Source organism: Acidovorax sp. MR-S7 (assembly GCF_000400995.2).
Taxonomy (GTDB): Bacteria; Pseudomonadota; Gammaproteobacteria; order Burkholderiales; family Burkholderiaceae_C; genus MR-S7.
Genome location: NZ_DF238919.1, coordinates 1 through 13,644 on the forward strand (window position 1 = coordinate 1; position 13,644 = coordinate 13,644).

The 13,644-nt window shown below is 66.5% G+C and carries 14 protein-coding genes; 1 reads left to right on the forward strand and 13 read right to left on the reverse strand.

What is annotated here, in order from left to right; genetic code table 11:
• Positions 1 to 115 precede the first annotated feature (115 nt).
• From AVS7_RS10490 to AVS7_RS10500, 3 genes are read right to left on the reverse strand one after another with little or no spacing between them, the layout of a single operon-like run.
• A complete protein-coding gene (locus AVS7_RS10490; RefSeq protein WP_020228362.1) occupies positions 116 to 1,270 on the reverse strand; it encodes an alpha-hydroxy acid oxidase in 1,155 nt (384 codons plus the stop codon).
• A 29-nt stretch (positions 1,271 to 1,299) separates the two neighbouring features.
• On the reverse strand, positions 1,300 to 2,256 hold the full coding sequence (locus AVS7_RS10495) for a tripartite tricarboxylate transporter substrate binding protein (protein WP_020228363.1): 957 nt from the start codon (positions 2,254 to 2,256) through the stop codon (positions 1,300 to 1,302).
• 40 nt (positions 2,257 to 2,296) lie between these two features.
• A complete protein-coding gene (locus AVS7_RS10500; protein WP_020228364.1) occupies positions 2,297 to 3,196 on the reverse strand; it encodes a fumarylacetoacetate hydrolase family protein in 900 nt (299 codons plus the stop codon).
• Positions 3,197 to 3,360: 164 nt separating this feature from the next.
• On the opposite strand from AVS7_RS10500, the gene AVS7_RS10505 reads away from it, so the two are divergent.
• Positions 3,361 to 4,374, forward strand: a complete 1,014-nt coding sequence (locus AVS7_RS10505) for a LysR substrate-binding domain-containing protein (protein WP_020228365.1) — start codon at positions 3,361 to 3,363, stop codon at positions 4,372 to 4,374.
• A gap of 26 nt (positions 4,375 to 4,400) precedes the next feature.
• Here AVS7_RS10505 and AVS7_RS10510 read toward each other — a convergent pair whose 3' ends face one another.
• The 10 genes from AVS7_RS10510 to lepA form a co-directional block, all read right to left on the reverse strand.
• On the reverse strand, positions 4,401 to 5,450 hold the full coding sequence (locus tag AVS7_RS10510; protein WP_020228366.1) for a 6-phosphofructokinase: 1,050 nt from the start codon (positions 5,448 to 5,450) through the stop codon (positions 4,401 to 4,403).
• Between the two features lie 11 nt (positions 5,451 to 5,461).
• A complete protein-coding gene (gene nagZ / locus AVS7_RS10515) occupies positions 5,462 to 6,520 on the reverse strand; it encodes a beta-N-acetylhexosaminidase (protein WP_020228367.1) in 1,059 nt (352 codons plus the stop codon).
• 67 nt (positions 6,521 to 6,587) lie between these two features.
• Entirely contained in the window at positions 6,588 to 6,980 is a 393-nt protein-coding gene (gene acpS / locus AVS7_RS10520) for a holo-ACP synthase (RefSeq protein WP_020228368.1), read from the reverse strand.
• A complete protein-coding gene (locus AVS7_RS10525; RefSeq protein WP_020228369.1) occupies positions 6,977 to 7,738 on the reverse strand; it encodes a pyridoxine 5'-phosphate synthase in 762 nt (253 codons plus the stop codon). Before AVS7_RS10525 ends, acpS begins: the two co-directional genes overlap by 4 nt.
• Positions 7,735 to 8,496 (reverse strand): DNA repair protein RecO, encoded by a 762-nt coding sequence (gene recO, locus AVS7_RS10530; RefSeq protein WP_020228370.1) that lies wholly within the window; start codon positions 8,494 to 8,496, stop codon positions 7,735 to 7,737. Before recO ends, AVS7_RS10525 begins: the two co-directional genes overlap by 4 nt.
• Positions 8,497 to 8,554: 58 nt before the next feature.
• Entirely contained in the window at positions 8,555 to 9,562 is a 1,008-nt protein-coding gene (gene era / locus AVS7_RS10535; RefSeq protein WP_034690592.1) for a GTPase Era, read from the reverse strand.
• A complete protein-coding gene (rnc, locus tag AVS7_RS10540) occupies positions 9,559 to 10,245 on the reverse strand; it encodes a ribonuclease III (RefSeq protein WP_020228372.1) in 687 nt (228 codons plus the stop codon). Before rnc ends, era begins: the two co-directional genes overlap by 4 nt.
• A 3-nt stretch (positions 10,246 to 10,248) precedes the next feature.
• Positions 10,249 to 10,614 (reverse strand): DUF4845 domain-containing protein, encoded by a 366-nt coding sequence (locus AVS7_RS10545; protein WP_034690605.1) that lies wholly within the window; start codon positions 10,612 to 10,614, stop codon positions 10,249 to 10,251.
• A gap of 29 nt (positions 10,615 to 10,643) precedes the next feature.
• Entirely contained in the window at positions 10,644 to 11,618 is a 975-nt protein-coding gene (gene lepB, locus AVS7_RS10550) for a signal peptidase I (protein WP_020228374.1), read from the reverse strand.
• Entirely contained in the window at positions 11,618 to 13,426 is a 1,809-nt protein-coding gene (gene lepA, locus AVS7_RS10555) for a translation elongation factor 4 (RefSeq protein ID WP_020228375.1), read from the reverse strand. Before lepA ends, lepB begins: the two co-directional genes overlap by 1 nt.
• Positions 13,427 to 13,644 lie beyond the last annotated feature (218 nt).

The window sequence follows — 13,644 nt, forward strand, 5'->3', positions numbered from 1 at the left end:
TTCCGCATGGCAAACCCACTCCGTCAACGCGTTGGCCCACATACTACCAACACAGATTTGTGACAGAGCCAAAGGAAAAGCGGCCAAGGCCGCTTTTCTTTTCGACGCAGACTCCCTAAGCCGCTCGCCTGCGCACACGTCCATCCGAAATTTCGTAGGGATGGTTGATTCCGATGTGCGCCATGTTCCGGTCGATCTCCTCCTGGAGCAGGGCAAGCGCGGTATCGACGCCTTCCCGTCCACCCGCGGCAAGCGCGAAGTTGAACGGGCGGCCGGCAAAGACGCAGCGCGCGCCCAGGCCCAGGGCCTTCAACACATCGGAGCCGCGGCGAATCCCGCCATCCATCATGACGGCGAGGCCGGGCACCGCATCGACCACATCCTTCAACACGTCGAGCGATGCCGCGACCCCATCGGCCTGGCGTCCTCCGTGGTTGGAGACGATGAGCCCGTCAGCGCCCACGTCCCGCGCACGGACGGCATCCTGCGCGCACATCAGCCCCTTGACGATCAATACGCCATCCCAATGCTCGCGTGCGATCCGAATATGGTCCCACGTAAAGTTGTCCCGGTTCTTGACGTCTTTCTGCAGCGAGGCCGAAAGCACCGGATTGCCCCGGGCGGCACGCCAGTTCTCCAGGTGCGGCATCCCGTGCGACAGCAGCGAGCGGCCAAACGTCCCTATCGTCCAGGCGGGGCGGCTGAGGCCCTGCCACAGCAGATCGAGCGACGGGCGCAGCGGCGATGAAAACCCGAACCGGGCATAGCGATCCGGGCTGACCGACACCGGGATATCGACGGTGATGACCAGTTTCTTGATCCCTGCGGCGGCAACCCTGCGAAGCAGGCGGCGGATCTCCTCGCGGTCTCCGGGCAGATAGGCCTGGAACCACATGCCCGGCGCATGCTCCGCAACCCGTTCCAGACGAGTGAGGGAAGCGCCGCTCAGCACGTACGGCACGTTCGCCTGGCGCGCTGCGCAAGCCAAGCGAACGTCGCCATCGAAGCTGTAGAGCGCCCCCAGCCCCACGGGCGAGATCCCGAACGGGCTGGCGTACGTCTCACCGAAGAGCTCGATCGCCTGGGATCTCTCCGAAACGTCGACGAGCATCCTGGGCATGAACTCGTACTGCTCGAACGCCTGCCTGTTCCAGCGCAGCGAGGCCTCGTCTTCGGCGCCGTTGTTGATGTACGCAAAAAGCGACCGGGGGAGTTTTCTCCTAGCCAGGGCCTGGAAGTCGTGCAGGTTGTATATCTGCCGATGTCGCATTTGCTCTGCGCTCGCGGGTTCTGGGCGGCTCAATTGAGCTTGATGCCGGCTTTGCGCACGACCTCGCCCCACTTGGCCTGTTCGCTCTGCAGGAACTTCTCGAAATCCGGGCCGTAGACGAGCGAAGGCGTGATGCCCGCAGCCCGGATCTGTTTCAGGAACTCCGGCTTCTGGTAGACCTTCTTCAAGGCGTCGGTGTATTGGGCGACCGTGCCCGCGGCCGCGCCGCGGGGCAGGAAGAGAGCGAACCACGACTCGAGCTCAAACCCCTTGAACCCTTGGGCATCGAGCGGCCTGACGCCCGGCAATTGCTCGGACGGCTGGAGCGAGGAGACCGCCAGCGCACGCAGGCGTCCGGATTCGATGTGCGACAGCAGGCTGGTCAGGTTGTCGAACTGGAACGCGATGTGGCCGCCCATGAGGTCGGCGACGGCGGGCGCGGATCCGCGGTAGGGCACGTGGGTCAGCCTCATCTCCGGCTTCATCTGCTTCATCAATTCGCCCGAGAGGTTGCTGGTCGTGCCGCCGCCGGAGGAGCCGAACGTCAGATCCATGGTCCTGGCCTTGCTCACGAGATCGTCGACCGACTTGATGTCGGAGCCGGCCCGCACGGCCAGGACGTTGGGCATGGCCACCACCTTGGCCACCGGCACGAAGTCCTTGTTCGCATCGTAGGTCAGATCCTTGTACAGCCACGGATTGATCGCATGGGTGCTGATGGTGCCGAGCAGGATCGTTCTTCCATCGGGCGCCGAGCGAGCGACGGCGCCGGCGCCCAGCCCTCCGCCCGCGCCCGGCTTGTTCACCACGATGACGGTCTGCTTCATCTCGGCACTCAATTCCTTTGCCAGGAATCGGGCGTATATGTCGGTGGAGCCCCCGGTCGCGAAAGGAACGACGAGTTCAATGGCCTGGTTGTCGGCGAATGCCAGCGGCGCGATGGCAGCGGCGCACAGGGCGAGCGAAGCGCGAAGAATTTTTTTCATGGGATGGCTGCTGAGGCGGAAGGAATGAAGGGGTGAATGACTAGACGACGGTGTTTTCCAGGGTTCCGATGCGCTCCACGGTCGCGCGCACCACATCGCCCACCTGGAGGCATCGCGGCGGCACCATGGCGAATCCCACGCCTTGCGGCGTTCCCGTCGAAACCACGTCGCCCGGCTCGAGCGTCATGCCAGCGGAAAGCTCCTCGATGATCCGCTGGACGCTGAAAATCATGTCGCTGGTGCGGTGGTCCTGCCGCATCTCGCCGTTGACCTCCAGCGTCAGGCGAAGGTCGTTCGGGTCGGGTATGGCCGAGCGGTGCGTGATGACGGGGCCCATGGGGCAGGTGGTGTCGAGCGCCTTGCCCTTGAACCACTGGCCGTGCCGCTTTTGCAAATCCCTGGCGGTGATGTCGTTGACGACGGTGAATCCAAACACATGGTCCAGCGCATCGGCCTGTGCGATGTTCGTGCCTTTTTTGCCGATGACGATGGCCAGTTCCACCTCGTAGTCCAGGCTGTTGGTGAGGGCCTCGTGGCGCAGCACCCGGCCCCGGTGCCCCACCAGCGCCGTGGCCGGCTTGGTGAAGAACTCGATCGCCTCGGGGAACTGGTTCTCCGGGCGGCCATTGGCCCGGTTTCCCTCGATGATGTGTTCGCGATAGTTCCGGCCCACGCAGAACACGTTCTTGCCGTTGCTGAGGGGCGGGCGGAATTTCACCGCGTCCTGCGGGAACGTCCATTCGTCTTCGCAGCGCTGCAGCAATTCCCGGATCGCCCGCACCCCGCCTTCACCGGCCTGGATCAGCGAAAGCATCGTGGCGGGAGCCGCTGCGCCCGACCGGGCCGCAGCCAGGGTCACGTTGAAGATGCCGCCGCTCTCCAGCAGCACACCCAGTTGGTCGCCGGGCAGGGTTTCCACGGCAAAGGTCAAGAACTTCATCACATCTCTCTCGGGTCATGTGCGCCTGATGCTCGATCCGCGCGGTTTCGGAACGGGGCGCCTGCCGCCAGAGCCGCCCACAGCCCTCGAATCTATTCAGCTCCTAGATTCCAGTCCATTGAACAATTGGCTTGTCTTCTTTCTGTTCTGGTTAACATGCCGGCATGATCGCGCGCCTGCTTCGCTCCAACCTCAAGCTGCGCCATCTGCAGTTGCTCGTCACCCTCGACCAGATCCGCCATCTGGGCCGTACCGCGGAAGTGCTCTCGCTGAGCTCGCCGGCCGTATCCAAGAGCCTTGCCGAGATCGAACGCATGATCGGCTTCACCCTGTTCGTGCGGTCGACGCGGGGCACGGAGCCCACGAGCCATGGAACGGTGGTGGTGGAGTTCGCGAGGCGGGTGCTCGCGGACTATGCGCGGGCGCAGTCCGATCTGGACGCCGTGTCCGCGGGAAGCATCGGGCGGGCGCACGTCGGGGCCATGGTGGCGACCATCCCCGCCCTGCTGGTGCCGGCGATCGAGGCCATGAAGCGGAAGGCCCCGCGGTCCACCGTCCTGATCGAAGAGGACGACCTGAAGGGGCTGTTCCGGCGGCTGCGGCTCGGCGAGCTGGACTTTCTGGTGGGCCGGCTGGACCCGGCCTACGCCGCCTCCGATATCGCAATGGAGGAGCTCTATTCCGAACCTTCGTGCTGCGTGGTGCATGCCTCCCATGCCTTTGCGCATCGGGGCGACGTGGCCTTGCCCGAACTGGCCGATGCGAACTGGGTGATCCCCCAGCCCTGGGCCACCATGCGGCCCCGGGTCGAGCTCATGTTCCGCGTCGCCGGTCTTGCATTGCCCATCGATGTCATCGAGACGGCCTCGTTCCTCGCGATGCTGACCACGCTGCGCGTCCGCAAGGCCGTGGCGATCATGCCGCGGTCCGTCGCCTCGGCCTTCGAGGACGAAGGCCTGTTGAAGATCCTGCCCTTGGAGGTTCCGTTCGTGATGGCGCCGATCGGCATTATCTCGCTCGAAGGGCAGGAGTTCTCTCCCGCAGCGACGCTGCTGCTGCAGCACGTGCGCGAAGTGGGCCGGGGCCATGCCCCAGGCCGGCCACCCTATCCAGGCAACCGCAGGATAAGTGTCGAGCCGGGCTCTAGCCCTTTGCTAGAAAGCGCAGGAAGCTCCTGAAACAGGAGCATTCAGCAGGTGTGACATTACCCCAGGCACACCCCGATGTCGCGCGCCATGGCGAGCAGCTCATGGTCTAGCGACACCGTGCGCTGGGTGTTCGCCACGTCGGCGATCGCCACGCTGCCGATGCGCCCGCCCTGCAACGTGACCATGCGGCCGAAGCGGCCCTCGATCACGAGGCGCGCCGCATGGTGGCCGAAGCGCGTGGCCAGCACGCGGTCGAACGGCGTGGGGTCGCCGCCGCGCTGCACGTGGCCGAGCACGGTGGCGCGCACCTCGCTCTTGAGGTGCGGCTGCAGGCGCTCGCGCAGCACGTGGCCCACGCCGCCCAGGCGCACCGGGTCGGGGCTGTATTCCACGCGCTCGCGCACGGTGAGGCTGCCGCCGCGCTCCTTGGCGCCCTCGCCGATGCAGACGATGGTGTAGCGCTGGCGCTGCTCGCGCGCGCGGCAGCGGGCGATGACGGCCTCCAGGTCGTAGTCGATCTCGGGCAGCAGGATCACGTCGGCGGCGCTGGCGATGCCGCTCTCCAGCGCCAGCCAGCCCGCGTGGCGACCCATGGTCTCGACGATCATCACGCGGTGGTGGCTGTAGGCCGTGCTCTCGATGCGGCGCAGCGCGTCGGTGGCGGTAGCCACCGCCGTGTCGAAGCCGAAGCTGCGCTCGCAGTGGGCGATGTCGTTGTCGATGGTCTTGGGCACGCCCACGCAGTGCAGGCCCGCGGCGCGCAGTCCGTGCGCGATGGACATGGTGCCGTCGCCGCCGATGGCCACCACGCCATCCAGCCCCAGTGCGCGCACGTTGCGGCCCACCTGGGCCAGCGTGGCGTCGTCCTTCAAGGGGTTGGCGCTGTTGCTCGTGCCGAGGATGGTGCCGCCGATGTGCAGGATTCCCGACACGTCGCCCCACCCCAGCGGCCGCGTGCGCGGCGCATCGCCCATCAGGCCCTCGAAGCCGTCGAGGATGCCCAGCACCTCGCAATGCCCGTGGTGGATCAGCGACTTGGCAACCGCGCGGATCACCGCGTTGAGGCCGGGGCAGTCGCCGCCTCCCGTGAGCACGCCGATGCGCATCGTGGCTCTCCTCAAGGCAGCAGGTCGAGCGCGTGCATGTACGCGGGCTGCACCATGAGGTCGTCCCAGGGCTGGGGCAGCGTCTCGGGCAGCAGGGCGAGGCGGCGGGCCTCGCTGTTCTGGCTGGGCTGCCAGCGGCGTTGGCCTTGCGCTTCGCCCAGGCCGTCCAGCAGTTCATCGACCGCCCTGCCCTCGCCCAGGCTCTGGTTGCACAGCAGCACGAGGTCGCAGCCGGCATTGAGCGCCTCCACGGCCGCGTCGGTGTAGCTGACCACCTGCCCATCGATGCGCCGCGCGCCTTCCATGCTCAGGTCGTCGCTGAAGATGGCGCCGTCGAAGCGCAGCCGCCCGCGCAATATGTCCTGCAGCCACTTGGCCGAGAAGCCGGCCGGGCGCTTGTCCACCTTGGGGTAGATGACGTGCGCGGGCATGACGCTGGTGAGCACGGTGGAGAGCCACGGGTACGGCGCCGCGTCCTCCTGCAGGATGGCCTTGAGGCCGCGCTTGTCCACGGGCACTTCGGTGTGCGAATCGGCCTTGACGAAGCCGTGGCCGGGAAAGTGCTTGCCGCAGTTCGCCATGCCCGCCTGCAGTAGCCCCTGCATGAGCGCGCGCGCCAGCATGGCGACCACGCGCGGGTCGCGGTGGAAGGCGCGGTCGCCGATCACGCCGCTCTCGCCCCAATCCAGATCGAGGACAGGGGTGAAGGAGAAATCGACGCCGCAGGAGCGCAGTTCCGCGCCCAGCACGTAGCCCGCCGCCGTGGCCGCGTCCATCGCGCGCAAAGCATCCTTCATCCACAGCTCGCCCAGGGCGCGCATGGGCGGGAGGTGCGTGAAGCCGTCGGTCCTGAAGCGCTGCACGCGGCCGCCTTCGTGGTCCACGCAGATCAGTAGGTCATCGCGCACGGCCTTGATGGCGGCGGTGAGTTCCAGCAGTTGCGCTCGGCTTTCCCAGTTGCGCGCGAACAGGATCATGCCGCCCACGAGCGGGTGGGCGAGGCGGCGGCGGTCGGTGTCGGTGAGCCGGGTTCCAGCCACGTCGATGATGAGGGGGGCGTGTTCTGTCATGTCGTGTTTGCTCATGGATTGATAGCTGCTCGCGCTTGCCCATCAAGCGCCGGAGGCTGATTTGGCTTCAAACTTTCTCCACCACGCAAAAGCTGGCCGCGTAGTCGGTTTCGTCGGTCACGGTGACGTGGCAGCGCAGGCCGCGCGCGTCGAACCAGTCCTTGAGCGCGCCGTGCAGCACGATGGCGGGCTGGCCGCTCTTCAGGTTGACGACCTCGCAGGCGCGCCACGTCATCGGCATGACCATGCCCAGGCCGATGGCCTTGCTGAACGATTCCTTCGCGGAAAAGCGCGTGGCGAGGTAGCGCACGCCGCGCTCGGGCCAGCGCGCGCCGCGTGCGCGCCAGGTGGCGAGTTCGCCTTCGCACAGAACCCTCTCCGCGAAGCGGTCGCCGTGGCGCGCAAGGCTTTCGCGGATGCGGCGCACGTCGCAGATGTCGGTGCCGATGCCGTAGATCATGCGCGTGCGGCCATGCCGGCGTCGATGCACTGCTGGTAGGCATGCACGGTGGCGGCGTAGCCCAGCTCCAGCGCGTCAGCGATAAAGGCGTGGCCGATGGAGACTTCCAGCAGCCCCGGCACGCGCGCGATGAATGCCGCCAGGTTGTCGCGGTTCAGGTCGTGGCCCGCGTTCACGCCCAGGCCCTCATCCAGCGCGGCCTGCGCGGTGGCGGCGTATTGCTGCAACTGGCGCTCCTGATCGGGCGTGCCCCAGGCGGCGGCGTAGGGTTCGGTGTACAGCTCCACGCGGTCGGCCCCCACGGCGCGGGCGGCGGCCATCTGCTCGGGCACCGCATCCATGAACAGGCTCACGCGCACGCCCAGGCGTCTGCATTCGGCGACCAGGGGCGCCAGGCGCTCGGCATCCTGCGGAAAGCTCCAGCCGTGGTCGCTGGTGAACTGGTCCTCGCTGTCGGGCACGAATGTGGCCTGCTGAGGACGCACCTCGCGGATGAAGTCCATCAGGTTCTGCGTGGGATTGCCCTCGATGTTGAATTCGCGGCCCGGCCAGGCCTTGAGCAGCGCGGCGAGCTCGTGCACGTCGTCGGCGCGGATGTGGCGGCCGTCGGGGCGTGGGTGGACGGTGATGCCCTGCGCGCCCGCCTCCAGGCACAGGCGCGCGGCGCGCGCGACCGAGGGGATGCCGAGGTGGCGCGTGTTGCGCACCAGCGCGACCTTGTTGACGTTGACCGAGAGTGCGGTGGTGTGGGTCGTCATAGCGATTGCAGATCCATCATGAGCTGGCGCGTGCGCAGCAGCGGGTGGCCGCAATGGTATTGCAGCAGCGCGCGCAACTGGGGCTTGAGTTCGGCCGCCACAGGGGCCACGGCGCGCAGCAGCGCGGTGTAGGCGGTGCCAGCCTCCTGCGCTTGCTGCAGCGCGCCCCATTGCGCGCCGCTGAGGCTGGCGCGGTCGGCATCGGTGGCGGCGCGCAGGCCGCCTTCGGCCACGAGGGTGTAGCGTGCCTGCGCGGCCAGCGCGCCGAGCGTGGCGGTCTCCAGGTCGAGCGCGGGCAGCAGGCCCACTTCGCGCAGCAGCAGCAGCTCGAAGGCGCGCAGCACGGGCTCCAGTGCGTCGCCGTGTTCGCTGGCAAGCACGCGCACCACGCCCGCGTACACGTCGAACAGGGCGGCGTGCGTATCCTCGCGCGCCAGCAGGCGCAGCAGCAGTTCGTTGAGGTACAGGCCCGAGAGCAGCGCGTCGCCCGTGGGCATCACGTGCCCGCCCACCCATTCGGCGCCCTTGAGCGCGTGGATCTCGCCATGCCCCTCGCCCGCCACGCCGTAGGCCACGCGCAGCGGCTGCAGCGGCAGCAGCACGGGGCGGAAGTTGGAGGTGGGCTTCTTCGCGCCCTTGGCGACCAGCGCCACGCGGCCGTGGTGGCGCGTGAAGGCTTCGAGGATCAGGCTCGACTCGCTCCAGTCGTAGCTGTGCAGGATGTAGGCAGGCTCGTCGTGGATGCGGCGCGTGGCCATGGGTAGCTATTGTTTCAATAGCTGCTTGCGCTTGTCGGATAAGCGCTAGCGGCTGATTTCATTCATAGCCGAAGGAGCGCACGCGCGCCTCGTCGTCGGCCCAGCCGGAGCGCACCTTGACCCAGACTTCGAGGAACACCTTGGCGTCCATGAGCTTTTCCAGCTCCTGCCGCGCCTCGGTGCTGATGCGTTTCAGGCGCTCGCCCTTCTCGCCGATCACCATCGCCTTGTGGCCGTCGCGCTCGACGACGATGGTTGCGGCGATGCGGAGGAAGCGCTTGTACTGCTTGCTCTTTTCCTCGTCGAACTTGTCGATGACCACGGTGGAGGTGTAGGGCAGCTCGTCGCCGGTGAAGCGAAAGAGCTTCTCGCGCACGGTTTCAGAGGCGAGGAATTTCTCGCTGCGGTCGGTCAGCTCGTCCTCGGCGTACCACCAGGCCTGCTCGGGCAGGTACTTTTCGCAGATGCCGTACAGGCGCTCGATGTCGCCCTTGTTCTTGGCCGACATGGGCACGAACTCGGCGAACGGGTGGCGCTGCTGCATGCCCTTCAGCCACGGCGCGATCTCGGCGCGGCGGTGCACGGTGTCGAGCTTGTTGGCGATGAGCAGCGTGGGGATCCCGGGCTTGAACAGGCTCAGCACCTTGGCATCGGCCAGCGTGAAGCTGCCCGCCTCGACCACGAACAGGATCAGGTCCACGTCGCCGATCGCGCCCATCACGGTCTTGTTGAGCGACTTGTTCAAGGCCGTGCTGTGCCGCGTCTGGAAGCCCGGCGTATCGACGAACACGAACTGCGTGGCCCCGCGCGTGCGGATGCCGGTGATGCGGTGGCGCGTGGTCTGCGCCTTGCGCGAGGTGATGCTGATCTTCTGCCCGACGAGCGCGTTCATCAGCGTGGACTTGCCCACGTTGGGCTTGCCGACGATGGCGATCAGGCCGCAGCGCTGCCCTTCCACGGGCGCGCCGGCAGCAGGCCGTGCGGCGGCCAGCATGGATTCAAGGTCGTTTTGGCCTTCAGCGCTTGTCCCTTCTGCGCCAGCAGCTCCGTTTTCAGTAGCATTCATGCCTGTTTCGCTTTCAGTTGGGCCAGCATGGCGGCGGCGGCGGCCTGCTCGGCCGCACGGCGCGATGCACCGCTGCCGCGCTGCAATTGCCGCAGCTCGGCGATCTCGCACTCCACGTGGAAGACCTGGTTGTGCGCGGCGCCGGTCGTCTCGGCCACGCGGTACTGGGGCAGTTTCATTTTGCGGCCCTGCAGCCACTCCTGCAACGCGGTCTTGGCGTCCTTGGCGGCCTCCTGCAGGCGGGGGCTCAGCTCCACGCCCTCGAACAGGCGGTGGACCAGCGCCTCGGCGCGTTCATAGCCCGCGTCGAGGTAGACGGCGCCGATGATGGCCTCCAGCGCATCGGCCAGGATCGAGGGGCGCAGCTTGCCGCCCGACTTGGACTCGCCCTCGCCCAGGCGCAGCACCTCGGACAGCTGGAGCCTGAGCGCGATGCCGTGCAGGGAATCCTGCTTGACGAGGTGGGCGCGCACGCGGGAGAGCTCGCCCTCCGGCAGCGTGCGCAGCTGGCGGAACAGCAGGCTGGAGACGGCCAGGTTGAGCACCGAGTCGCCCAGGAATTCCAGGCGCTCGTTGTGGTCCGCGGAAAAGCTGCGGTGCGTGACGGCCCGCTGCAGCAGCGAAGGATCGGAGAAGCGGTGCTGCAGGCGCTCCTGCAGGGCGGCGTGGCTGGCGGGCGGCACTAATCAGTCGGTCGAGTGTTGGAAGCGGTACACCAGGTACGCCGGCCCGGCCAGCGGGATCTCGCGCGCGTAGCTGAACGACACGATGACCTTGTCGTTGCGCTTGGTCACTTCCAGGTCCTTGCCCCCGATGGAGCTGATGTCGTCGATGGCGGCGGCGCGGTCGAACGAGGCGCGGATCTCGGGCACCGTGGAGCCCTCGCGCGCAGCCTTGGCGGCGGCCTTCTTGATGGCCACGTATTCCAGGAAGATGGGCACGGACTGCCCGCCTATGGCGAACGCGGCCACGGCGAGCACGCCGATGAAGACGAGGCCGATGAAAGACAGTCCCCGCTGGCGCGAGCGAGCCGCGGTGTGTTGCAGACCCATGCCTGATTCCCCCATGCTGGTGTCGCGCATCAGTTGAACGAGCCGATGCGCTTGAGGTTGCCGAAGTTCATCCACACGAAGAAGGCCTTGCCGACGATGTTCTCGTCCGGCACGAAGCCCCAGTAGCGCGAATCGAGCGAATTATCGCGGTTGTCGCCCATCATGAAGTAGTGGCCCTCGGGCACCTTGCAGCTCACGCCCTCCACGCTGTAGCGGCAGTTCTCGCGGAACTTGAACTGGCTCGCGCTCTGCACGAAGGCCGGCACCTCGGGGGTGTTGAGGATGCGGTGGCGGTGCTCGCCCAGCTGCTCGTCGAACTGCTTGAAGTAGCGCATCGCGTCCTGGTCGAAGAAATCGGGCAGCGCCGTGGTCTCCACGGGCTTGCCGTTCACCGTGAGGCGCTTGTTCAGGTAGGCCACCTCGTCGCCCGGCACGCCCACCACGCGCTTGATGTAGTCCATGCTGGGCTGCGGGGGGTAGCGGAACACCATCACGTCGCCGCGCTGCGGGGCGTTGCCCTGCGTGATCTTGGTGTTGACGACGGGCAGGCGCACGCCGTAGGTGAACTTGTTCACCAGAATCAGGTCACCCACGAGCAGCGTCGGGATCATGGAGCCCGAGGGGATCTTGAACGGCTCGAACAGGAACGAACGCAGCAGGAAGACCACGGCGATCACGGGGAAGAGCCCGGCCGTCCAGTCCAGCCACCAGGGCTGCATGAGGATGCGGCCCTTGGCCTCCTCGACGTCGCCGTCCACCTTCTGGATGCCCATGCGGTCCAGCTCGGCGCGGCGCTGGGCCGCGGCGTCTTCCAGCGCCTGTGCGGCGCGGCGGCGGCGCGGCAAAAAGACGAACCGCTCGGCCAGCCAGTAGACGCCCGTGACCACGGTGGCCAGGAACAGCAGCAGCGCGAAATTGCCTTCGATGGCACCCAGGTACCAGGCGCCCACGTAGCCCGCGAACGCCGCGAGCACGGCGGCGGTGATGTATTGCATGGCTTGCATCAATCCTCCACTTGCAGGATGGCCAGGAATGCCTCCTGCGGCACCTCGACCGAGCCGATCTGTTTCATGCGCTTCTTGCCGGCCTTCTGCTTTTCGAGCAGCTTGCGCTTGCGCGTGATGTCGCCGCCGTAGCACTTGGCAAGCACGTTCTTGCGCAGCGCCTTGATGGTCTCGCGCGCGATGATGTTGGCGCCGATGGCGGCCTGGATGGCCACGTCGAACATCTGGCGGCTGATGATCTCGCGCATCTTGGCCGCCACCGCGCGGCCGCGGTACTGGCTCTGGCTGCGGTGCACGATGATAGACAGGGCATCGACCTTCTCGCCGTTGAGCAGGATGTCGACCTTCACCACGTCGGACGCGCGGTACTCCTTGAACTCGTAGTCCATCGACGCATAGCCGCGCGAGACCGACTTGAGCTTGTCGAAGAAGTCCAGCACGATCTCGCCCAGCGGCAGCTCGTAGGTCAGCATGACCTGGCGGCCGTGGTAAGCCATGTTCAACTGCACGCCGCGCTTCTGGTTGGCCAGCGTCATCACCGGGCCCACGTAGTCCTGCGGCATATAGAGGTGCACGGTGACGATGGGCTCGCGGATCTCCTGGATGCGGCCTTGCTCGGGCATCTTGGAGGGGTTCTCCACCATGATGACCTCGCCGTCGCCCTTGACCACCTCGTAGACCACGCTGGGCGCGGTGGTGATCAGGTCCTGGTCGAACTCGCGCTCCAGGCGCTCCTGCACGATCTCCATGTGCAGCAGGCCCAGGAAGCCGCAGCGGAAGCCGAAGCCCAGCGCCTGCGACACCTCGGGCTCGAAGTGCAGCGAGGCGTCGTTGAGCTGGAGCTTTTCCAGCGCATCGCGCAGCTGGTCGTACTGGTTGGCCTCGGTCGGGTAGAGGCCCGCGAACACCTGGGGCTGGATTTCCTTGAAGCCGGGCAGCGCCTCGGTGGCCGGGCCCGCGTTGTTGGGCAGCTTCTTTTCCAGCGTGATGGTGTCGCCCACCTTGGCGGCCTTGAGCTCCTTGATGCCGGCGATGATGTAGCCCACCTCGCCCGCGCGCAGCATGTCGCGCGGCTGGTTGGCCGGCGTGAACACGCCGAGCTGGTTGGCGTCGTAGGCGGCGCCGGTCGCCATCATCTTGAAGCGCTCGCCCTTCTTGAGCTCGCCGTCCACCACGCGCACCAACATGACCACGCCCACGTAGCTGTCGAACCAGCTGTCGATGATCATGGCGCGCAGCGGGCCTTGCGGGTTGCCCTTCGGAGGCGGCACCTTGGCCACCACGGCCTCAAGGATCTCGTCGATGCCCATGCCCGTCTTGGCCGAGCAGGGAATGGCCTCGCTCGCGTCGATGCCGATCACGTCCTCGACCTCGGCCTTCGCGTTCTCGGGGTCGGCCTGCGGCAGGTCCATCTTGTTGAGCACGGGTAGCACTTCCACGCCGAGCTCGAGCGCGGTATAGCAGTTGGCCACGGTCTGTGCCTCCACGCCCTGCGATGCATCCACCACCAGCAGCGCGCCTTCGCATGCGGAGAGCGAGCGCGAGACTTCGTACGAGAAGTCCACGTGGCCGGGCGTGTCGATCAGGTTGAGGTTGTAGACCTGGCCATCGCGGGCCTTGTACTGCAGCGCGGCGGTCTGCGCCTTGATGGTTATCCCACGCTCCTTCTCGATGTCCATCGAGTCCAGCACCTGGGCTTCCATCTCGCGGTCCGCGAGCCCGCCACAGCGCTGTATGAGGCGGTCAGCAAGGGTGGACTTGCCGTGGTCGATGTGCGCAATGATCGAGAAATTTCTGATGTGATTCATCAACGGATAACGACAAGTATTTGAATTGCAATGACCGGCACAAGAAAAAAGGGCGCGTCAAACAAGCGACGCGCCCTGAACCAACAATCTTTGGCAACTGCGATAGTTGGAGCTTCATTGTAGGCAAAAAGGCCTTTCCGGGAAGCCCATCCGACTACAGCCAAGGGCCGTTGCCATGCTGCAACGGGAATTTTATCAACAGGTTATCAACAATTGGG

What these genes read in the sequence shown, in the direction of transcription:
- era (WP_034690592.1), bottom strand. Translation starts at nt 9,562, where the DNA reads ATGAATGCTACTGAAAACGGAGCTGCTGGCGCAGAAGGGACAAGCGCT.
- AVS7_RS10490 (WP_020228362.1), bottom strand. Translation starts at nt 1,270, where the DNA reads ATGCGACATCGGCAGATATACAACCTGCACGACTTCCAGGCCCTGGCT.
- AVS7_RS10495 (WP_020228363.1), bottom strand. Translation starts at nt 2,256, where the DNA reads ATGAAAAAAATTCTTCGCGCTTCGCTCGCCCTGTGCGCCGCTGCCATC.
- nagZ (WP_020228367.1), bottom strand. Translation starts at nt 6,520, where the DNA reads ATGACAGAACACGCCCCCCTCATCATCGACGTGGCTGGAACCCGGCTC.
- acpS (WP_020228368.1), bottom strand. Translation starts at nt 6,980, where the DNA reads ATGATCTACGGCATCGGCACCGACATCTGCGACGTGCGCCGCATCCGC.
- recO (WP_020228370.1), bottom strand. Translation starts at nt 8,496, where the DNA reads ATGGCCACGCGCCGCATCCACGACGAGCCTGCCTACATCCTGCACAGC.
- AVS7_RS10505 (WP_020228365.1), top strand. Translation starts at nt 3,361, where the DNA reads ATGATCGCGCGCCTGCTTCGCTCCAACCTCAAGCTGCGCCATCTGCAG.
- lepB (WP_020228374.1), bottom strand. Translation starts at nt 11,618, where the DNA reads ATGCAAGCCATGCAATACATCACCGCCGCCGTGCTCGCGGCGTTCGCG.
- AVS7_RS10510 (WP_020228366.1), bottom strand. Translation starts at nt 5,450, where the DNA reads ATGCGCATCGGCGTGCTCACGGGAGGCGGCGACTGCCCCGGCCTCAAC.
- AVS7_RS10525 (WP_020228369.1), bottom strand. Translation starts at nt 7,738, where the DNA reads ATGACGACCCACACCACCGCACTCTCGGTCAACGTCAACAAGGTCGCG.
- AVS7_RS10500 (WP_020228364.1), bottom strand. Translation starts at nt 3,196, where the DNA reads ATGAAGTTCTTGACCTTTGCCGTGGAAACCCTGCCCGGCGACCAACTG.
- lepA (WP_020228375.1), bottom strand. Translation starts at nt 13,426, where the DNA reads ATGAATCACATCAGAAATTTCTCGATCATTGCGCACATCGACCACGGC.
- AVS7_RS10545 (WP_034690605.1), bottom strand. Translation starts at nt 10,614, where the DNA reads ATGGGTCTGCAACACACCGCGGCTCGCTCGCGCCAGCGGGGACTGTCT.